This window comes from Brucella sp. (assembly GCF_032066345.1).
Classification (GTDB): Bacteria; Pseudomonadota; Alphaproteobacteria; order Rhizobiales; family Rhizobiaceae; genus Brucella; species Brucella pseudogrignonensis.
Genome location: NZ_DAMBKZ010000031.1, coordinates 21611 through 41180, shown reverse-complemented (window position 1 = coordinate 41180; position 19570 = coordinate 21611). Strand labels below are relative to the sequence as shown.

The window sequence follows — 19570 nt, the reverse complement described above, 5'->3', positions numbered from 1 at the left end:
GGCGGGCAAGAAGCACATGTTCATAAAGAGCCATTGGCTTTGCCTTTCTTCTGTTGCATCACGCTGGCACTAACGGCTAAGCCTCTGCGACTTCTCTTAGAACCGGAAAACCGGGAAGAAAGGACGCTTGGGTAAAGACAATCGAGAGCGGAGACACGGGAGGCAGAAGCACTTACGACTTCCACATGCATTCTCACTTTTAACGGTGAGGAAGACATGCTCCTCCGTTCAGCCCCCAGCTAATGCCAGCAACGAACGGGCGCCTATTACGTGTTTTTCCCCTGCTTTGCAAGCGTTGCGACTGGCAAAAATCCACAAATACTTGACTTTTCAACCCATGCTGGGGCACATCGCGTGAAATTGTTATATAAAAAGAGGCATTCATGGCGGTAGCATTTACCTTTCCCGGACAGGGCAGCCAGGCAGTTGGCATGGGCAAAGCCTTGGCGGAACAGTTCGCTGAAGCACGCGCTGTTTTCGAGGAAGTAGACGCAGCACTGGGCGAAAAGCTCTCCGCGACCATGTTTGAAGGTCCGGAAGATGTTCTGACGCTGACGGCCAATGCACAGCCAGCTCTCATGGCGGTTTCGATTGCCACGTTGCGCGTCATGGAAGCGCGTGGCTTTTCGCTGAAGGACAAAGTCGCCTACGTTGCGGGCCATTCGCTCGGCGAGTATTCGGCGCTGTGCGCAGCGGGCACTTTCTCGCTTGCAGATACTGCCCGCCTTTTGCGTATTCGCGGTAACGCCATGCAGAAGGCTGTTCCGGTCGGTGAAGGCGCAATGGCTGCCATTATCGGCCTCGAGCACAGCGATGTTGAAGCCATCTGTGCAGAAGCAAAGGCCTCCGGCTCGGTTCAGATAGCAAATGACAATGGAGGCGGTCAGCTCGTCATTTCTGGTTCAAAAGCGGCTGTTGAACTGGCGGCTTCGCTTGCTTCCGGAAAAGGTGCCAAGCGTGCGATCATGTTGCCCGTCTCTGCACCGTTCCATTCGACGCTGATGGCTCCTGCTGCGGAAGCTATGCGTGAAGCGCTGGCTCAGGTTGAGAAGCACAATCCGGTTGTGCCGCTGATTGCCAATGTGCGTGCGGCGCCTGTCACGGATGCCAATGAGATCGCTGATCTTCTGGTCGAGCAGGTCACGGGTCAGGTGCGTTGGCGGGAAACTGTTGAATGGTTTGCAGCCAATGGCGTAACCACGCTTTATGAAGTAGGTTCAGGCAAGGTTCTGACCGGTCTTGCGCGTCGCATCTCCAAAGATGTGACTGGCGTAACTGTTGGTTCGGCCGAAGAAATCGATGCAGCTCTTGCTGCGCTTAATGCATAAGAGGATCTGGAATGTTTGATCTGACTGGCCGCAAGGCTCTCGTAACCGGTGCGACCGGCGGTCTGGGCGAAGCGATTGCTCGCGCTCTTCATGCGCAGGGCGCAGTCGTCGGCCTTCATGGTACGCGTGAAGAAAAGCTGAAAGAGCTCGCTGCTGAACTCGGTGATCGTACGTTCATTTTCCCGGCAAACCTGTCTGACCGCGAAGCCGTCAAGGCTCTTGGCCAGAAGGCGGAAGAAGAAATGGGCGGTATTGATATTCTCGTCAATAATGCCGGCATTACCCGTGATGGCCTGTTCGTACGCATGAGCGACGAAGATTGGGATGCGGTTCTCAATGTCAACCTGACCTCGGTGTTCAACCTGACGCGTGAGCTGACCCATCCGATGATGCGCCGCCGCAATGGCCGTATTATCAATATTACGTCGATTGTTGGCGTGACCGGTAATCCAGGTCAGGCAAACTACTGCGCGTCCAAAGCAGGCCTAATCGGCTTCTCGAAGTCGCTGGCCCAGGAAATTGCGAGCCGCAACGTTACAGTTAACTGTATTGCTCCGGGTTTCATCGAATCGGCTATGACAGACAAGCTGAACGAGAAGCAGAAGGAAGCAATCATGGGCAGCATCCCGATGAAGCGTATGGGCGCTGGCGGTGATATTGCTGCTGCGGTTGTTTACCTGGCAAGCGATGAAGCCGCATATGTGACTGGCCAGACACTGCACATCAATGGCGGTATGGCTATGATCTAAAAGCCCTTTACAGGCTTTGAGGTCACTATTTTACGGTATATAAAGGCTTAAAGTCGGACTGTGAAAACTAAAATGCGCTTTGCCTTGCTCAAGAAGCATGGTAATGCGCCCGACGAGAGTTTCGGCATTTCGGTTGCGAGATGTCGTTATCCTGTTCCGCAAGGAATATCCACAGGGTGACTGTCAGGCGAGTAAACTCGAAACTTGGCAGGCATCTTATAACTTGATTACAATCATGCATGCCGCTAACCAAGGCAGAGCAAACTAACAACAGGTCGAGGTTCCGACATGAGCGATACCGCAGAGCGCGTCAAGAAAATCGTTGTTGAGCATCTGGGTGTAGATGCCGACAAGGTCACCGAAGGCGCAAGCTTCATTGATGATCTTGGTGCAGACAGCCTCGACACCGTCGAGCTGGTCATGGCTTTCGAAGAAGAATTCGGCGTTGAAATTCCTGACGACGCTGCAGAAACGATCCTCACGGTCGGCGACGCTGTGAAGTTCATCGATAAGGCATCCGCCTAATCTGAGCTTTTGGGGCTGGGATTCTTGCAATCCCGGCCCTACTTGTCTTCTGCTTGGAGACACGAACGAACATAACCGGTTCTGGCCAAACACAGGCCACATGCGAAACGCAATCCGGTAGCAAGATTGAGCATCGGCCGTATGAGGCGCTATTCGCCTGCGGGATGTCTCCAACGAAGTTTATCAAATCTAAGGGGTGGATATGAGGCGTGTCGTCATCACCGGTCTTGGTCTGGTGTCTCCGCTTGCGAGCGGTGTCGAAGAGACCTGGAAGCGTCTTGTTGCAGGTGAAAGCGGTGCTCGCCGCATCACGGAATTTGAAGTTGACGATCTGGCCTGCCAGATTGCCTGCCGTATTCCGATCGGCGATGGCTCCAACGGCACATTCAACCCCGATCTCCATATGGAGCCCAAGGAACAGCGCAAAGTTGATCCGTTCATTGTCTATGCTGTTGGCGCAGCCGATCAGGCTCTGGACGATGCCAACTGGCATCCTGAAAGCGATGAAGATCAGGTACGCACTGGCGTTCTGATCGGCTCCGGTATCGGTGGCATCGAAGGCATCGTCGAAGCGGGCTACACGCTGCGTGATAAGGGTCCGCGTCGTATTTCGCCATTCTTCATTCCCGGCCGTTTGATCAATCTGGCTTCCGGCCATGTTTCGATCAAACATGGACTTCGCGGCCCGAACCACTCCGTGGTAACTGCCTGCGCAACCGGAACGCACGCCATTGGCGATGCTGCCCGTTTGATTGCCTTTGGCGATGCCGACGTCATGGTTGCCGGTGGTACGGAATCGCCGGTCAGCCGCATTTCGCTGGCAGGCTTCGCTGCTTGTAAGGCTCTGTCCACCAAGCGCAATGACGATCCAACCGCAGCTTCCCGTCCTTATGACAATGACCGCGACGGTTTCGTCATGGGTGAGGGTGCAGGCGTTGTTGTTCTTGAAGAGCTGGAACACGCTCTTGCGCGTGGCGCAAAGATCTACGCTGAAGTCATCGGCTACGGTCTGTCAGGTGATGCTTTCCATATCACCGCTCCGACTGAAAGCGGTGAAGGCGCAGAGCGCTGCATGGTTGCAGCTTTGAAGCGCGCGGAAATCACTCCGGACCAGATCGATTACATCAATGCGCATGGCACTTCGACCATGGCTGATACCATCGAGTTGGGTGCAGTCGAACGTGTTGTTGGCGATGCGGCCTCGAAGGTCTCCATGTCTTCGACAAAGTCGTCAATCGGGCATTTGCTCGGCGCGGCAGGTGCTGCGGAGGCAATCTTCTCAACGCTTGCTATTCGCGACAATATCGCTCCGCCAACGCTTAATCTGGACAATCCAGCGGTTGAAACCAAGATCGATCTCGTTCCACACAAAGCGCGCGAACGCAAAATCGATATCGCCTTGTCGAACTCTTTCGGTTTCGGCGGCACCAATGCTTCGTTGATTCTGCGTCGCTATTCCTGAGTGGTAGCCTAAGCAAAAGTCGATCTATTTAAAAACGCGGGGATTTCTCCGCGTTTTTGCCAAAATATAACCCGATGCGATGTTTAAACCTGCTTTTTGTGGTTAGTGTGCTTCACAAGTATTTGGTTGATTTGTATGCCGTCTCGCGCGGGTCTCAGGACGAGGTGATGGAGTGAGTTCAGAAGAGAAGCCCGGAGCCAACCCTGCAGAGCAGCAGCCGCAAGGTGCTGTGGTGTCCGAACAGGCGGCAGCTAAGCCTTTCGTGCCGAAATCTGCTTCAGAGGCTCTGCGCCCCGAACCGGGTACGCCACCGCCGCGCAAGCGTTCGCGCCATGCACGAAGCCAGATCGTCGTCTTCATGAATTTCATGCTGTCACTGATCGTACTGGTTTTGCTCGGTGCATCGGCCTTGTTCTACTTCGGCAAGCTACAATTTGACTCTCAAGGGCCTCTGACTGCTGAAACCACATTCCTTGTGAAGCGTGGCGCTGGCGTTTCAGAAGTTTCGAACAGTCTCGAAGGCCGTGAAATCGTCAGCGACGCACGTATCTTCCGCTATGGTATGCGTGCTTACGGCCATGAGAATGATCTCAAGGCTGGCGAATATGCGATCCCTGCTGGCTCGACCATGCGCGACGTGATGAATATTCTGATCAGTGGCAAGTCGATCATGTATCCGCTGACAATTCCGGAAGGCCTGACTGTCAAACAGGTGTTCGACCGTATCTCTGCCGATCCAATTTTGGTTGGTGATATGCCAAAGAACATGCCTCCCGAAGGTGGTCTGTTCACCGACACGCTCAACTTCACACGCGGCTCGACACGCGAAGAAATCATCAATCGTATGATCGCTTCACAGCAGAAGCTGATTGATGATACTTGGGCGAAACGTCGCGCTGATCTGCCGGTCAAGGACAAAAATGAGTTCGTGACGCTTGCTTCTATCGTTGAGAAAGAAACAGGTATAGCATCGGAACGTCCGCATGTGGCTTCGGTTTTTGTGAACCGTCTCAACAAGGGTATGCGTATTCAGTCCGATCCGACTATCATTTACGGCCTCTTCGGTGGTGCTGGTAAGCCTTCTGATCGCCCGATCTTCAAATCAGATATCGAGAAGCCAACGCCATACAACACTTATGTAATCAATGGTCTTCCGCCGACACCAATTGCCAATCCGGGTCGCGCAGCACTTGAGGCTGTGGCCAATCCGCTTGATACTGAAGACCTTTATTTTGTGGCTGATGGTACTGGCGGGCATGTTTTTGCCAAGACCTTGGCCGAACACAATGCCAATGTGCGCAAATGGCGCGCGGTTGAGCAAGAAAAGAACCAGCTACAGCAGCAAAACACCGCCCAGTAATGGGCGGTTTTACTTCGCATGCTAGTTGTTGGTAAAGAAAGGTGCACATGGCGCTCCAGAGTATGACAGGGTTTGCGCGCCACGCGATACAGTATGGTGCAGCGGATAACGAAGCACGGATCGTGTGGGAAGTACGCTCGGTCAACGGCAAGGGCCTGGACCTGCGTTTGCGTTTGCCGCAAGGTCTGGAAGGTGCTGAGCACCCGGTTCGTTCACTTCTGGCGCGCTATTTTTCGCGCGGAAATTTTCAGGCAAGTCTGACAGTCGAACGTGCAGAAGCCCAGGCGGGTTTCACCATCAATCAAGCAATGCTCGATGAAGTTCTGAAACTAGGTGCGGAGCTGCAGGCCCGACACGGTCTTCAGCCAGCAAGCGTTGACGGCATTCTCTCGCTGCGTGGCATTATCGATCAGGCGCAAGTCAGCGAAGACGACAATTCACGCGCAGGGCTTGAGACAGCGGTAGTTGCGGCTTTTGAAGGCGCCTTGAAATCCATTGCCGAAGCACGCACTCACGAAGGTCAATCACTTTTCACGATCATTTCCGGCCATGTCGATACGATTGAGCGTTTGACACTTGAAGCGCGGAACGATCCGTCGCGTAGTGTCGAAGCTATCCGCACAAAGCTGGCCGGGCAGGTCGCTCTACTCATGGAAACCGGACGCGATCTTGATGAAACGCGGCTTTATCAGGAAGCGGCCTTCCTTGCGACCAAGGCGGACATTCAGGAAGAGCTGGACCGGCTGGAAACCCATGTCGCTTCGGCCCGCAAGCTGCTTTCCGATGGCGGTCCGGTAGGGCGTAAGCTTGACTTTCTTTCACAGGAATTTAATCGCGAAGCCAATACGCTGTGTTCGAAGTCGAATGCAGCGTCGATCACCGCAATCGGCCTTGAGCTGAAAGCAGTCGTCGATCAGTTTCGCGAACAGGTACAGAATCTGGAGTAACGGAAAATGGCCATCTCTTCGGTCGAACATGGCATTGCACGCAGAGGCTTGATGGTGGTGATTTCGTCACCGTCGGGTGCCGGAAAATCCACAATCGCGCGACAGCTGCTCGGCGATCCGGATATGAAGCTCTCGCTATCGATCTCCGTTACCACGCGTGAGCGCCGCCCAAGCGAAATCGATGGCGTGCATTACCACTTCATCACCAAGCGTGAATTTGAGCGGCTGCGTGACAATGACGAGCTGATCGAATGGGCGGAAGTGCATGGCAACTTCTACGGCACGTTGCGTCAGACCGCTGAGGAAGCGCTGGCAGACGGTCAGGACATGCTGTTCGACATTGATTGGCAGGGTGCTGAACAGCTCCAAGCCAAGATGCCTGCCGATGTGGTGTCGATCTTCATTCTGCCGCCTACCATGCGTGAGCTGCAGAACCGCCTCAACCGCCGTGCGGAAGACACGGCTGATGTGATCGAAACCCGCTTGCAGAATGCGCGGTTTGAAATCCAGAAATGGGTAAAATACGACTATATCGTCATCAATGAAGACCTTCAGCGCTCCTATGCGGGCATCAAAGGCATCATCGTTGCCGAGCGTTTGCGCCGTGATCGGCGTCCGGGACTTTTCGAATTTGTCGAAGGTCTTCTGGAGGAAAATCCGGGAATCTAAACAGCCATCAAAGCGCGGGGAGGGCGTGACGTGAGACCAGTTGTTGTCGTCACTGGAGGCAGCAGAGGTATTGGTGCTGCGACTGCAACGCTCTTCGCGCGCGAAGGCTATAATGTCTGCATCAGCTATGTAAGCGATGTTGATGCCGCTCTTGGCACTGTAAAAGCCTGCGAAGGCTTCGGTGCCAAGGCAATAGCTGTGCGAAGCGACGTTGCAAACCGGCAAAACGTGATCGATCTTTTCGCAACCTGTGATCGGGAGCTGGGCACGCCCAGCTGTCTCGTCAACAATGCGGGCATCATTGGGCAAAACACCCGCATCCAGGGGCTTGAGGAAGAAGCACTCGAACAAACATTCAGGACGAATGTCTTCGGGTTACTCTATTGCACACAGGAAGCCGCACGCCGCATGTCGACTGCCAACGGTGGCTCTGGCGGCACAATCATCAATATTTCATCAGTGGCGGCCGTTTTGGGAAGCCCGGGCGAATATGTCCATTATGCTGCCTCAAAAGGTGCGGTTGAAACCATTTCGATCGGCGCTGGCAAAGAGCTGGCACCGGAAGGTATTCGGGTAAATGCCATTCGTGTCGGCACGACCAATACCTCTATTCATTCAATGAGCGGCAACCCGGACAGACCAGCAAAAATCGCAGCCATGACACCGATGGGACGTATTGCCGAGCCGGAAGACATTGCACAAACTGCGCTCTGGCTCGCTTCCGATAAATCAGGATTTGTAACCGGAACCGTCATTACAGTTGCGGGTGGTCTAAGCGCTTAATTTAGTTGATAATATTATATCACGCCGTCGGTTTGATTTCCGATTGCGACGATAATGATTGGGCATTCGAAATGAACTGCCGAAAAATTTTAGAAAGTTGTGATTGCCGTGTCTTTTGTAAGTCCGCCCACCAAGCACTGGTCTGTTGTTGAGCTATTGCATGAAACGGTCAAGAACCCGAATATTCATGTACGAGGAAAACACAGCTATTACAGCAATGCCTGGACAGGCTCATTTGAAGATAGCGTTGTTCGGTACTTGTATGGTGATGAATACAGCCTCAAGGCTTGGGAATCTCAATGGCCTGTGGATCAGCTCCACATAGGTGATTACGTTTGTATAGGCGCGGAAGCAGTCATCCTGATGGGTGGCAACCATACGCATCGTACGGACTGGTTCAGTCTCTATCCATTTCCGGATGTCATTCTCGATGCCTATAAGGGAAAGGGCGACACCGTTATTGCGGATGGTGCCTGGATTGGAATGCGTGCCATGTTGATGCCGGGCATCACTGTCGGAGAAGGGGCAATCATCGCCTCTGGTGCTATCGTGACGAAGGATGTTGCACCTTACACGATTGTCGCCGGTAATCCTGCTACGGTGGTTCGCTCGCGGTTTCCAGCACCGGTCGTTGAAACCCTGTTGGGTCTGGGAATATACAACTGGGATCAGAAAAAGTTCGATGCAATGAAAGCCTATCTCTGCGCAAGCGAGATTGAAGTGCTTGTCAGCGCTTCGGCAAAATACGATGCCTCGGTCAAAATAACGGAATGAGCTTTGCGCTCATTCCAGCCTGATCATAATGCGATCCGTATCAGCAACCAATTGCCGAAATGCTTCCAGAAAAGGCTTGCCGCCAAGCGTTTTTAGCTCATGCAGGGCTTCCACATTCCTGAATACGAGTTCGCATTCGCCTGGCCAGCCGGGGCCACCCCATTGCACACCATCCCAGAATGAATCGAGCGTATAGCCAAAGGATTTTGGATCAAGCGCGGGCACGGTGTCGAGATAGCGCTGCCAGAGCTCGTTGGGTGACTTTATGCCGGTGCAGTCGATTTCATAGACCGGCAGCATCAGTCGACCAGTATGAGGATCGCGTCCACTACGGCCAGTGTGAAGAGCAGCGCGATCATGGTTGCAGCTGCAATCACCATCATGCGCTTTTGTCGGGAGCGCTTTTCAGGCTGCTTCCCACTCCAGTCATATGGCGTCTCAGGCATTATCTCCTCCGGCATGATTTATTTCTTCAACCAGTCTCCATGGGTCCTGATCTTTATAAGCGTGCACATGACTGCGCCCATCTGCAAGATAAACAATTCCCTGAGCGCCATAAAATTTACCGTCGGGATATCGCATGACGATTATCACTTCATATCCGCGTGCATCTTTGTAAACGCCACCTGTCCGGATTTTGAGTGTCATGCGCGGTCCTCTCGGGTCGCTTTCAGCAATAAGGGCTGTGGAGAAAATGTTATAGCTGCTGGAGTGCGATACGATTGCCTTCACTATCCATAATTTCAGCTACAAAGCTATTTTCGCCGAAAGCTGTCTTTGGAAACAGTACTTCGCTGCCGAATTTCGCGGCCTTTGCAATTACCTTATCGATGTCAGCAACGCTGAGATAGACAATCGCACCATTGATAGTTGGCACATAGACGTCGCCTTCTGCCAGCGCGCCACTAGCACCATCCTTACCTTCTTCGAAAGGAAAGTAAGCCATGCGATTGCCGTGGATTTTTGCCACCTCGCCAAATGCGATGTCGAAGACTTCAGAATAAAACGCGACGGCACGTTCAAGCTTTGTAACCGGAATTTCGATGTGGGCGATGATATTCATCAAGAAGCTCCGAAAGAAGAAATGGCTGTTTCGCTGGCTTTCCTGATCGAATTGAGGATGCGGCTGCGGATTATGCCGCTGACTGGACGGATCAGATACCAATAGGGCGTGAAGCGAAGATGACTTTTACGATCAGGGCAAAAGACACGCGTTTCGGTGACTAGGCGCGTTTTGCCGCCCTGTTCGGTCACTGTGAATGTCAGTGCAAGCTTTGCAACGCCCGGTGTGCAGAAAGCGAGATAGTCTTCCGCGCTATCCATTTTTACGAGGCCGAAATCAGTCTTCCAGAATTGCCCTACCAGCCCATAAACCAGTGCTTCACTGGGCCTATGCTCAAGCAGCGTAAACTCATGCAAGCCGAAAGGCGGCGCAACACTATTTTCGCGCCCACGCAGTCGCGCAAGTGCCCGCATGGGCACTTCACGCAATGCAATCATGCTGCGGAAGAACATGTCCGTTTCTGGCCTGTAGCTCATTGCCGCCTGAAACACTGCCTCAGGCGAGGCATTAACATCGCAGCCATGGACTTCGCTGAAACCATAGTCAGGCAGATACTTATCGATCACTTGCATGAGCAGGGATTATACCGCTGTACCGCCGACAGTCACCTGATCCATGCGCAGATGCGGCTGGCCAACGCCGACCGGAACCCACTGTCCGCCCTTACCACAATTGCCCGACCCGGTATCGAGTTTCATATCATTGCCGATCATCGAAATGCGCTGCATGGCATCCGGGCCATTGCCGATCAGCATCGCGCCCTTGATCGGCGCACCGATCTTGCCGTCTTCAATCATGTAAGCTTCCGTGCAGCCGAACACGAATTTGCCAGACGTGATATCAACCTGACCGCCACCAAAGGAAACGGCATAAATGCCCTTCTTCATGGAGGCGATTATCTCTTCCGGCGTTTTGTCACCAGAAAGCATATAGGTGTTGGTCATGCGTGGCATGGGCGCGTGCGCATAAGATTCGCGGCGACCATTGCCAGTCGCTTCCATACCCATAAGGCGCGCATTCTGCCGGTCCTGCATGTAATTCACCAGCTTGCCATCTTCGATCAGCACCGTGCGATTGGTCGGCGTGCCTTCATCATCGATGGTGAGTGAGCCGCGACGCTCGGAGATCGTACCGTCATCGACAACAGTTACACCTTTCGATGCTACCTGCTGTCCCAGAAGACCGGCAAAGGCGGAAGTCTTCTTACGGTTGAAGTCGCCTTCAAGGCCGTGACCAACAGCTTCATGCAGCATCACACCCGGCCAGCCATTGCCCAGCACAATGTCATAGGTGCCAGCCGGGGCGGGGATCGCTTCGAGATTAATCAGAGCCTGACGCAATGCTTCATCGGCAACGCTCTGCCAGCTTTCCGTAGTGATGAAGTCGCCAAAACCTTTGCGTCCACCAAGTGTGTGCGAACCGGATTCCTGACGGTCGCCATTGCCTGCTACCACCGAAACGCTCAAACGCACCATCGGGCGAATATCGCGCACAAAATGCCCATCAGCACGGAGAATTTCCACTTGCTGCCATGATCCGGCAATTGACACAGAAACCTGCCGAACCTTGGGGTCTTTCGCGCGCAGATATGCATCGATCTTTTGCAGAAGCTGCACCTTCGCATCGAATGTCGGCGAGCCGATCGGGTTCTCGTCGGTATAGAGATGTCGATTGGTTCCTGCGGGTGCTGCTGCATATGTGCCGCTATGACCTGTCAGTGTGGCAGAGACCGCATCGGACGCGCGTTTGAGAGCAGCAACTGAGAGATCGCCCGCATGGGCATAGCCAATAGCTTCGCCCGCGACTGCCCGCAGGCCAAATCCCTGATCCTGATTGAACGAGCCGGTCTTCAGACGTCCGTTGTCGAAAACGAGTGCTTCCGCCTCGCGATATTCCATAAAGAGTTCGCCGTCGTCGCTGCCTTTCAGGCTTTGCGAGACAAGGCGCTCAATATCGTCACGAGTTACGTCGAAGCTATCGATCAGGCTCTTCATAAAAATAATCCTGCGGCATGTGTTTGCCACAGGATGTAAGCGCTAAATCGGTTGAGAACAACCTTGAGATTACGGCAAGGCGTCGAAGCCTTCACCAAATCCCTTCAAATCTACGGGAATTCCAACGCCTTCTTCCGGTGTCTGGAAGACGATGAAGGTTGCAGACTTGCCATTGCGGAATGTGTTGAGCAGCTCGTCTTCAAGGATGACCTCTGCATAACAGCCGTCTTCAAAGCAGCGCACGAAATAGGCGCGGCCGATATCCTTGCCATCAACATTCAAGCCGAGGCCGTTTGGCAGCAATACGCCGAGCGGGGCCAGAACGCGCAGGATACGAGCCTTGTTATCAGCAGTTTTGAGAACGACGACCGAAAGGCCGAGTTCGGGACGCTTGGCTGCAACCACGTTCTGAATGAGCGCGCACTGCTCGGTTTTGGCACCGGCTGGCGTATCACACAGAATCGCCCATGGGCCATGCTGTGATTTGAGCGTGCCACTCTGCTGCGGCGTCGCGGAAGATTGCGGCTGCGCAGGTGTTTGTGCCGTTGGTGCTGGAAGTTGCGCAGGCGTTTCCTGCGCGACTGACGGCATTGTAGCAGCCGCGAAGACCAGAGCTACACTCGTTGCGAGGGTAGCAAAGCGTTGGAAAATCGAGCGGCGGGCGGATGTGCGGAAAATCATGAAATCTCCAGATCGAATCACCGGGACGTTACCCTCCGAAACAGGCGGTGAAAAGCTATTGTCGCTTCCGAGCCATCATCGCAAAGGTGATACCGGCATTGCATCTGAGATGCGTCCCCGGCAGTTGCATCCATTATCACGCGGCACGTTAGAGGAAACCTCTTGCTAAATCATGGCTTCATTATGGGTTTATCAGGTTTTTCCCAAGTTTTCGAAGGGTTATGACGCTTTATTGAATGATCGGCATGCGGGCCTCTGACGCAGGCTTGCGCGCAAAAATGCCGCACAGGAACATATTCGCCTTCCTTGCGGTGTGCGTTAAGGTGTGGTTTGAACGCTGACGGGGGATACGGCCGTCTAAACGTCCGGCGTCCAGCCTGAAAGGGCGAAAAGGGAGAGAGTTCTGGTGGATAAATTTGTTGCCACAACGAGGGGTGCCGTCGTTGGTGCTTTCGCATTGCTGTGGACGAGCGGTGCCGCTTTGGCGGATCAGCCGCGTCCATGGGAGATAAGATTTCAAGAAGCTGCGACCGGTATTGCCGAGCAGATTCATTGGTTTGAGCGTTATACGCTCTGGTTCATCATTCCAATCACATTGCTGGTTCTGGCGCTGATCGTCTGGTGTGTGATCAGGTTCCGCGCAAGCGCAAACCCGGAGCCATCCAAGACAAGTCATAATACGGCTATTGAGGTTATCTGGACCGTGGGTCCGGTCATTATTCTGCTTTTCCTTGCGGTGCCGTCGTTCCAGCTTCTGACTGCTCAATATTCGCCTCAGGATCCAACGCTGACGGTCAAAGCAACCGGTTATCAGTGGTACTGGGGCTATGAATATCAGACTGAAACTCCGGTAAGCTTTGATTCGCTTATCCTGAAGGATGCTGATCGCGCTGCTGCAGGCAAAGAAGATCATGCTCGTTATCCGCGCCTTCTGGCAGTCGATAACGAAGTGGTCGTGCCGATTGGCGAAACGGTCCGTCTTCTGGTAACAGCTGCCGATGTGATCCATTCATGGACCATTCCGGCCTTTGGTGTGAAAATGGACGCCGTACCGGGCCGTATCAACGAAGCCTGGTTCAAAGCCGACAAGGAAGGCCTCTATTATGGCCAGTGTTCCGAGCTTTGCGGCAAGGACCATGCCTTCATGCCAATCGCCGTTCGTGTCGTCTCAAAAGAGCAGTACAACACATGGCTGACGGCAGCCGCCTCGGATGTTCCGGGTGCAAACAAGGCGCTTCAGGCTGAGCTTGAAGGCGATGCAAACGATAAAGTGGCTGCGGCGGGTCTTTAAAGACTTCGATACGCAAGACTGTTGAAAAACGGGAGCGAATTCCATGGCTGGCACAGCAGCTCACGAGCATGGAGCCCATGACGACCACAAGCCTAAAGGCTGGGTGCGCTGGGTTTACTCGACCAATCATAAAGACATCGGTACTCTGTACCTGATCTTCGCAATCATTTCCGGCATCATCGGCGGCGCATTGTCTATTGCAATGCGTGCCGAGCTTCAGGAGCCGGGCATCCAGATTTTCCATGGTCTGGCACAGATGGTTTATGGTGTTGAGGGCGACGCAGCTCTTGATGCTGGTAAGCATATGTTCAACGTGTTCACTTCTGCGCACGCTCTGGTCATGATCTTCTTCATGGTTATGCCTGCGCTGATCGGTGGTTTCGCCAACTGGATGATCCCGCTGATGATCGGTGCGCCTGATATGGCGTTCCCGCGTATGAACAATATTTCGTTCTGGCTTCTTCCGCCGGCGCTCACACTGCTGCTGATCTCGCTGTTCATGCCTTCGGCACCCGGCGGCTGGGGTCCTGGCGGTGGTTGGACGCTGTATCCGCCGCTTTCGACGAGCGGTCAGCCTGGCCCGGCAATCGATTTCGCGATTCTCGCGCTCCATATTTCCGGTGCGTCGTCGATCCTTGGTGCGATCAACTTCATCACGACGATCCTGAACATGCGTGCTCCGGGCATGACGCTGCACAAGATGCCGCTGTTCGCCTGGGCAGTGCTGGTAACTGCATTCCTGCTGTTGCTTTCGCTTCCGGTTCTCGCAGGTGGCATCACCATGCTGCTGACTGATCGTAACTTCGGCACGACCTTCTTCACGCCGGATGGCGGTGGTGATCCGATCCTTTACCAGCATCTGTTCTGGTTCTTCGGTCATCCAGAAGTGTACATTCTGATCCTTCCGGGCTTCGGTATCGTCAGCCACATCATTTCGACCTTCTCGCGCAAGCCGGTCTTCGGTTATCTCGGCATGGCTTACGCTATGGTCGCGATTGGTGTTGTCGGCTTCGTCGTCTGGGCTCACCATATGTACACGGTCGGTCTGTCGCTCGACACGCAGCGCTACTTCGTTTTCGCAACGATGGTTATCGCGGTTCCCACGGGCATCAAGATCTTCTCTTGGATCGCGACCATGTGGGGCGGCTCGCTGACCTTCCGCGCGCCGATGCTCTGGGCGATTGGCTTCATCTTCCTGTTCACAGTTGGTGGTGTAACGGGCGTTCAGCTCGCCAATGCCGGTCTCGACCGTGCGCTGCATGACACCTATTACGTTGTGGCTCACTTCCATTACGTTCTGTCGCTGGGTGCTGTGTTTGCGATTTTCGCAGGCTGGTACTACTGGTTCCCGAAGATGAGCGGCTATATGTACGACGAATTCACCGCGAAGCTGCACTTCTGGGTCACCTTCGTCGGCGTCAATCTCGTCTTCTTCCCGCAGCACTTCCTCGGTCTTGCTGGTATGCCACGTCGTTACATCGACTATCCGGATGCCTATGCAGGCTGGAACATGGTATCGTCTTACGGCTCGTACATTTCCGGCTTCGCTGTGCTGATCTTCCTCTACAATGTCTTTGAGGCATTTGCGAAGAAGCGTGAAGCTGGTGCGAACCCATGGGGTGAAGGCGCGACGACGCTGGAATGGCAGCTTTCATCGCCTCCGCCGTTCCACCAGTGGGAACAGCTGCCGCGTATAAAGTAAATGTGCAAGGGGCGAGCCCTGAAAGGGGTTCGCCCTCGCGCAAAACTGTGATATGTGCGGGCGGCATTCAGTTCCGTCCGTCACCGATTGACGTTCAAGACGACGCTTCTGACTAGGAGTGAATGCATCTCCGGGAGGTAAAAGTCGTATTGAATAGCTGATGTGTGCTCTGGGCCGAGCACAGCATTGGCCCGGTGAATTCGAGGTTGTAGAAGTTAATGTCTCTGGTGGAAAAAAACACGGTTTCCGATGACGCATTCGCTCTTTCCGAGGCGACTGCGCGGGATTATCTCGTCCTGCTGAAGCCGCGTGTGATGTCACTTGTGGTGTTCACCGGGCTTGTGGGCTTGGTGCTTGCGCCTGGGCATATGAACCCTGTGCTGGCTGCGATCAGCATTCTCTGCATTGCGGTGGGTGCTGGCGCGTCCGGGGCTCTCAATATGTGGTACGATGCCGATATTGATGCCGTGATGAAGCGCACCCGCAATCGTCCAATTCCAGCAGGTATCATTGCACCGAACCAGGTTCTGGCCTTTGGCCTCACGCTTTCGGTATTTTCTGTCATTACGCTTGGCCTGATGGTCAATTGGCTGGCTGCAGCTCTTCTTGCCTTCACCATCTTCTTCTACGCCGTGATTTACACGATGTGGCTCAAACGCTCGACGCCGCAGAACATCGTTATCGGTGGCGCCGCCGGTGCTTTCCCGCCAATGATCGGCTGGGCTGCTGCAACTGGCGAGATCACATGGGACAGCGTTGTGCTGTTCATGATCATCTTTCTTTGGACGCCACCACATTTCTGGGCTTTGTCGCTGTTTTCGACCAATGACTATGAAGCCGCACGAGTCCCCATGATGCCGAATGTGAGGGGCGAACTTTCGACCCGTCGTCAGGCGATGTTCTATGCCGTAATAATGGCGCCTGTAGGCGTGCTGCCTTACGTGCTTGGTTTTGCTGGCATTACTTATGGCGTGATTTCTACACTGCTCGGTCTGGCATTCGTCTATTATGCATGGCGCATGTGGATGGCCGAAAGCCATGCTCAGATGCTGCTTGCTGCGCGCAAACTGTTCCGTTTTTCGCTGATGTACCTTTCGGGCGTCTTTGCGGTTCTGCTGGTGGAAGCGCTGGCGATCAGGCTGCTGACAGCCTTTGGAGTGATTTGATGGGTAATTCTGTACAGAAGCCAAATAACGAGGAACTGGAACTGGTTGTACCAACTGAGCAGCAGAGAAAAGCTCAGCGCAACCGTTCCTGGGGCCTCGCAATTGCTTTGGCTCTGTTCGTTGTCCTCGTTTATGTGGGCACAATGGCAAAGCTGGGAGCGAATGTTCTGGTTCGTCCACTCTAAGTTTTAGGGTGGACTGATAAGAGTTCTATCTGGGAGGAGAGAATGGCAGATCAGCAGAAAATTGATGAGAAGCAGAAGCGGCTCAATCGTTCAAACCGTACGGTTGCGATTGCGTGTCTGTCCTTCTTTGTCTGCATGATTGGCGCGGCTTATGCTTCAGTGCCGCTCTATCGTATTTTCTGCCAGGTAACGGGTTACGGCGGCACCACGCAGCGCGTTGAGCAATATTCCGATACCATTCTCGACAAGACCATGAAGGTGCGTTTCGACGCCAACACCGCAAATGGTTTGCCTTGGGAATTCAAGCCGGTTGAGCGCGAAGTGACCGTGCGCATCGGCGAAACCACCATGATAAAATATGAAGCGCGTAATCTGTTTGATGAGCCGACCTATGGTCGCGCGAGCTTCAACGTGGCTCCGGGCCGTGCAGGCGCTTATTTCAACAAGGTTGAATGCTTCTGCTTTACCGATACGACTTTGCAGCCGGGTGAAGACATGGAAATGCCGGTTGTTTTCTTCGTTGACCCGGAGATCGTCAATGATCCGGATTTGAAAGACGTACAGACGATTACACTTTCCTACACGTTCTTCCCGATTGACAAGCCGAAGCCTGTTGCAAATGCAAAGGCGGCACCAGCGGCTAATAGCGGAAGCTGAGTTCGAAAATTGTGCGGCACACAATGCCGCAAAGACAAAAGAGCCAAGCGGCTCTATGTTGCGATACTAAGGGATTTGTCTGAGATTCTTAGGGGAGCTTAGACAGGAAGGCACAGAGAGGAGCCTTGGGGAGAGACATGGCTGACGTTCACGAGAAAAATCACGACTATCACATCATCGCGCCCAGCCCATGGCCGTTCCTGAGTTCGGTTGGCGCGTTCGTGCTTGCCGTCGGCGGCATTTCATGGATGCGTTATATCAATAACGGCCAGCTTCCGTTCTTCGGTATCAATCTGGTGACGCCATGGATTTTCTTCATCGGTTTGGCAATCGTTTTGTATTGCATGTATGCCTGGTGGGCAGACACGATCAAGGAAGGCCATGAAGGCCATCATACCCGCGTCGTGGCACTGCATCTGCGCTATGGCATGATCATGTTCATTGCCTCGGAAGTCATGTTCTTTGCTGCATGGTTCTGGGCATTTTTCGATGCAAGCCTGTTCCCGAACGAAGTGCATCAGGTGATGCGCGCAGAATTCACAGGCGGTCAGTGGCCTCCAAAGGGCATCGAAGTTCTGGATCCGCTGCACCTGCCGCTTTACAACACTGTCATTCTGCTCCTTTCGGGTACGACATTGACATGGGCGCACCATGCTCTGCTCCACAAGGATCGCAAGGGCATGATCACAGGTCTTGCGCTGACGGTTGCTTTGGGCGTGCTGTTCTCGTTCGTTCAAGCCTACGAATACATTCATGCACCGTTCGAGTTCAAAGACTCGATCTATGGCGCGACCTTCTTCATGGCAACGGGTTTCCATGGCTTCCACGTCATCGTGGGAACGATCTTCCTGCTGGTGATCCTGTTCCGCGCGATGGGTGGTGATTTCACCCCGGAACGCCATTTTGGCTTTGAAGCAGCCGCTTGGTACTGGCATTTCGTGGATGTCGTCTGGTTGTTCCTGTTCTTCACGATCTACGTGTGGGGCGGTTGGGGCGCACCAATGCACGGCGGCTGATCAGCTGTTTGATAAGATGATGGGGCGGCCTTGGAAACATGGCCGCCTTTTCTTTTCGCAAGTGTTAGGGAACGTGTGATGTCGGACCATAATCTATATCCAGCAGTCGACCCGGTGAAGAGCGGGCTGACAGGGCATTGCCCGCGCTGCGGCGAAGGTAAACTGTTTGATGGCTTCTTAACTGTCGCGCCGCGCTGCAGGGTCTGTGGTCTGGACTATTCGTTTGCCGATTCTGGCGATGGGCCTGCTGCCTTCGTCATTCTCATCATCGGTTTTATCGTGGTTGGCCTCGCATTATGGATGGAGGTCAATTATTCGCCGCCTCTATGGGTGCATTTCATTCTGTGGGTGCCACTGGCGATTATCCTTAGTCTTCTTGCCATGCGCAGCATCAAGGGTATTCTCATCAATCTGCAATTTCGCAACAAGGCGTCACAAGGACGTCTGGATGATGACAATGAATGACCAATCAAAGCGGCAGCGCCTGCCATGGGGATTGCTGATTGCCTCGCTTATCGCGCTGATAATTCTCCTTGGACTGGGTACGTGGCAGGTCGAACGGTTGCAGTGGAAAGAAGCGCTGATTGCGTCCACGCAGGAACGTATTCATGAGCCGCCTTTGCCGCTTGCAGAGATGGAAAAAATCTATCGTGAAAAAGGGTCGGTTGAATATCTGCCGGTGACGGTGTCCGGCACTTTCATGCACCAGGGTGAACGCCATTTTCTGGCGACCTATGATGGCAAGCCGGGTTTCAATGTCTATACGCCGCTGATGCTTGAGGATGGCCGCTTCGTGCTGGTCAATCGCGGCTTCGTCCCTTACGAAAAGAAAGACCCGCAAACCCGCCTTGATGGACAACTGGATGGCCCTGTGACGATTACGGGGCTTGCACGCGATCCGCTCAGCGCAAAGCCGGGCTACTTCCTTCCGGACAATGATGTCGCAAAAAATATCTTCTATTGGAAAGATTGGTCGGCCATGGCTGAAAGCGCGGATATTCCGTCGCTGGATGATGCTGTGCCGTTCTTTATTGATGCCGATAACAAGCCAAACTTTGGCGGTTTGCCTGTTGGCGGCGTGACGATTATTGATTTCCCCAACAACCATTTGCAATATGCGGTTACATGGTATGGCCTCGCTTTGGCGCTGATAGGGGTTGTCGGAAGCTGGCTCTGGCGGTATCGAAAGGCTACAAAGACTTGACAAGGGCCTCGTTA

24 protein-coding genes are annotated in these 19570 nt (G+C 53.7%); 17 read left to right on the top strand and 7 right to left on the bottom strand.

What is annotated here, in order from left to right; all coding sequences use genetic code 11:
* Positions 1 to 383: 383 nt before the first annotated feature.
* The 9 genes from fabD to RT142_RS23195 all read left to right on the top strand — a co-directional run bounded on the left by fabD (position 384) and on the right by RT142_RS23195 (position 8597).
* Positions 384 to 1328: an ACP S-malonyltransferase gene (gene fabD / locus RT142_RS23235; protein WP_151561725.1), complete on the top strand. Its 945-nt coding sequence runs from the start codon at positions 384 to 386 to the stop codon at positions 1326 to 1328.
* 11 nt (positions 1329 to 1339) lie between these two features.
* The gene (gene fabG / locus RT142_RS23230) at positions 1340 to 2077 is read left to right on the top strand and encodes a 3-oxoacyl-[acyl-carrier-protein] reductase (protein ID WP_113159869.1); all 738 of its coding nucleotides are present in this window, start codon (positions 1340 to 1342) and stop codon (positions 2075 to 2077) included.
* Between the two features lie 288 nt (positions 2078 to 2365).
* Positions 2366 to 2602 carry an acyl carrier protein gene (locus tag RT142_RS23225; protein WP_002963616.1) on the top strand — a complete coding sequence of 79 codons (237 nt, stop codon included), beginning with the start codon at positions 2366 to 2368 and terminating at the stop codon, positions 2600 to 2602.
* A 202-nt stretch (positions 2603 to 2804) separates the two neighbouring features.
* Positions 2805 to 4064, top strand: a complete 1260-nt coding sequence (fabF, locus tag RT142_RS23220; protein WP_064320276.1) for a beta-ketoacyl-ACP synthase II — start codon at positions 2805 to 2807, stop codon at positions 4062 to 4064.
* 172 nt (positions 4065 to 4236) lie between these two features.
* Entirely contained in the window at positions 4237 to 5424 is a 1188-nt protein-coding gene (mltG, locus tag RT142_RS23215; RefSeq protein WP_007873999.1) for an endolytic transglycosylase MltG, read from the top strand.
* Positions 5425 to 5471: 47 nt separating this feature from the next.
* Positions 5472 to 6371: a YicC/YloC family endoribonuclease gene (locus RT142_RS23210; RefSeq protein ID WP_313031905.1), complete on the top strand. Its 900-nt coding sequence runs from the start codon at positions 5472 to 5474 to the stop codon at positions 6369 to 6371.
* A 6-nt stretch (positions 6372 to 6377) separates the two neighbouring features.
* Positions 6378 to 7040 carry a guanylate kinase gene (gene gmk / locus RT142_RS23205; RefSeq protein WP_007874006.1) on the top strand — a complete coding sequence of 221 codons (663 nt, stop codon included), beginning with the start codon at positions 6378 to 6380 and terminating at the stop codon, positions 7038 to 7040.
* Positions 7041 to 7070: 30 nt separating this feature from the next.
* Entirely contained in the window at positions 7071 to 7823 is a 753-nt protein-coding gene (locus RT142_RS23200) for an SDR family oxidoreductase (protein ID WP_112807010.1), read from the top strand.
* Positions 7824 to 7931: 108 nt separating this feature from the next.
* The gene (locus tag RT142_RS23195; RefSeq protein WP_064322376.1) at positions 7932 to 8597 is read left to right on the top strand and encodes a CatB-related O-acetyltransferase; all 666 of its coding nucleotides are present in this window, start codon (positions 7932 to 7934) and stop codon (positions 8595 to 8597) included.
* A 9-nt stretch (positions 8598 to 8606) separates the two neighbouring features.
* Here the strand turns inward: RT142_RS23195 and RT142_RS23190 are convergent, their stop codons facing one another.
* From RT142_RS23190 to RT142_RS23160, 7 genes are all read right to left on the bottom strand, one after another.
* On the bottom strand, positions 8607 to 8897 hold the full coding sequence (locus RT142_RS23190; protein WP_112807008.1) for a hypothetical protein: 291 nt from the start codon (positions 8895 to 8897) through the stop codon (positions 8607 to 8609).
* A complete protein-coding gene (locus RT142_RS23185; RefSeq protein ID WP_153223297.1) occupies positions 8897 to 9043 on the bottom strand; it encodes a hypothetical protein in 147 nt (48 codons plus the stop codon). Before RT142_RS23185 ends, RT142_RS23190 begins: the two co-directional genes overlap by 1 nt.
* Positions 9036 to 9245: a hypothetical protein gene (locus RT142_RS23180; protein WP_079211588.1), complete on the bottom strand. Its 210-nt coding sequence runs from the start codon at positions 9243 to 9245 to the stop codon at positions 9036 to 9038. Before RT142_RS23180 ends, RT142_RS23185 begins: the two co-directional genes overlap by 8 nt.
* Before the next feature lie 49 nt (positions 9246 to 9294).
* Complete coding sequence (locus RT142_RS23175) at positions 9295 to 9660, bottom strand: VOC family protein (protein WP_112807006.1); 366 nt, start codon at positions 9658 to 9660, stop codon at positions 9295 to 9297.
* A complete protein-coding gene (locus RT142_RS23170; RefSeq protein WP_113159866.1) occupies positions 9660 to 10232 on the bottom strand; it encodes a hypothetical protein in 573 nt (190 codons plus the stop codon). Before RT142_RS23170 ends, RT142_RS23175 begins: the two co-directional genes overlap by 1 nt.
* 9 nt (positions 10233 to 10241) lie before the next feature.
* A complete protein-coding gene (tldD, locus tag RT142_RS23165) occupies positions 10242 to 11654 on the bottom strand; it encodes a metalloprotease TldD (RefSeq protein ID WP_112807002.1) in 1413 nt (470 codons plus the stop codon).
* A 69-nt stretch (positions 11655 to 11723) separates the two neighbouring features.
* Positions 11724 to 12335, bottom strand: a complete 612-nt coding sequence (locus RT142_RS23160) for an invasion associated locus B family protein (RefSeq protein ID WP_064320283.1) — start codon at positions 12333 to 12335, stop codon at positions 11724 to 11726.
* Between the two features lie 406 nt (positions 12336 to 12741).
* Between RT142_RS23160 and coxB the strand changes: the two genes are divergently transcribed.
* The 8 genes from coxB (at position 12742) to RT142_RS23120 (ending at position 19556) form a co-directional block, all read left to right on the top strand.
* Entirely contained in the window at positions 12742 to 13626 is an 885-nt protein-coding gene (gene coxB, locus RT142_RS23155; protein WP_007874018.1) for a cytochrome c oxidase subunit II, read from the top strand.
* Between the two features lie 43 nt (positions 13627 to 13669).
* Positions 13670 to 15328, top strand: a complete 1659-nt coding sequence (gene ctaD / locus RT142_RS23150; RefSeq protein ID WP_007874019.1) for a cytochrome c oxidase subunit I — start codon at positions 13670 to 13672, stop codon at positions 15326 to 15328.
* Positions 15329 to 15546: 218 nt separating this feature from the next.
* Positions 15547 to 16494 (top strand): heme o synthase, encoded by a 948-nt coding sequence (gene cyoE / locus RT142_RS23145; protein WP_007874020.1) that lies wholly within the window; start codon positions 15547 to 15549, stop codon positions 16492 to 16494.
* Entirely contained in the window at positions 16494 to 16679 is a 186-nt protein-coding gene (locus tag RT142_RS23140) for a hypothetical protein (RefSeq protein ID WP_007874021.1), read from the top strand. Before cyoE ends, RT142_RS23140 begins: the two co-directional genes overlap by 1 nt.
* 42 nt (positions 16680 to 16721) lie before the next feature.
* On the top strand, positions 16722 to 17336 hold the full coding sequence (locus tag RT142_RS23135; protein ID WP_313031897.1) for a cytochrome c oxidase assembly protein: 615 nt from the start codon (positions 16722 to 16724) through the stop codon (positions 17334 to 17336).
* A gap of 137 nt (positions 17337 to 17473) precedes the next feature.
* A complete protein-coding gene (locus RT142_RS23130; protein ID WP_007874023.1) occupies positions 17474 to 18352 on the top strand; it encodes a cytochrome c oxidase subunit 3 in 879 nt (292 codons plus the stop codon).
* Between the two features lie 78 nt (positions 18353 to 18430).
* Positions 18431 to 18817 (top strand): DUF983 domain-containing protein, encoded by a 387-nt coding sequence (locus tag RT142_RS23125; RefSeq protein WP_007874024.1) that lies wholly within the window; start codon positions 18431 to 18433, stop codon positions 18815 to 18817.
* On the top strand, positions 18810 to 19556 hold the full coding sequence (locus RT142_RS23120; RefSeq protein WP_112806998.1) for an SURF1 family protein: 747 nt from the start codon (positions 18810 to 18812) through the stop codon (positions 19554 to 19556). The genes RT142_RS23125 and RT142_RS23120 overlap by 8 nt, the downstream gene beginning before the upstream one ends.
* The last annotated feature ends 14 nt before the right edge of the window (positions 19557 to 19570 follow it).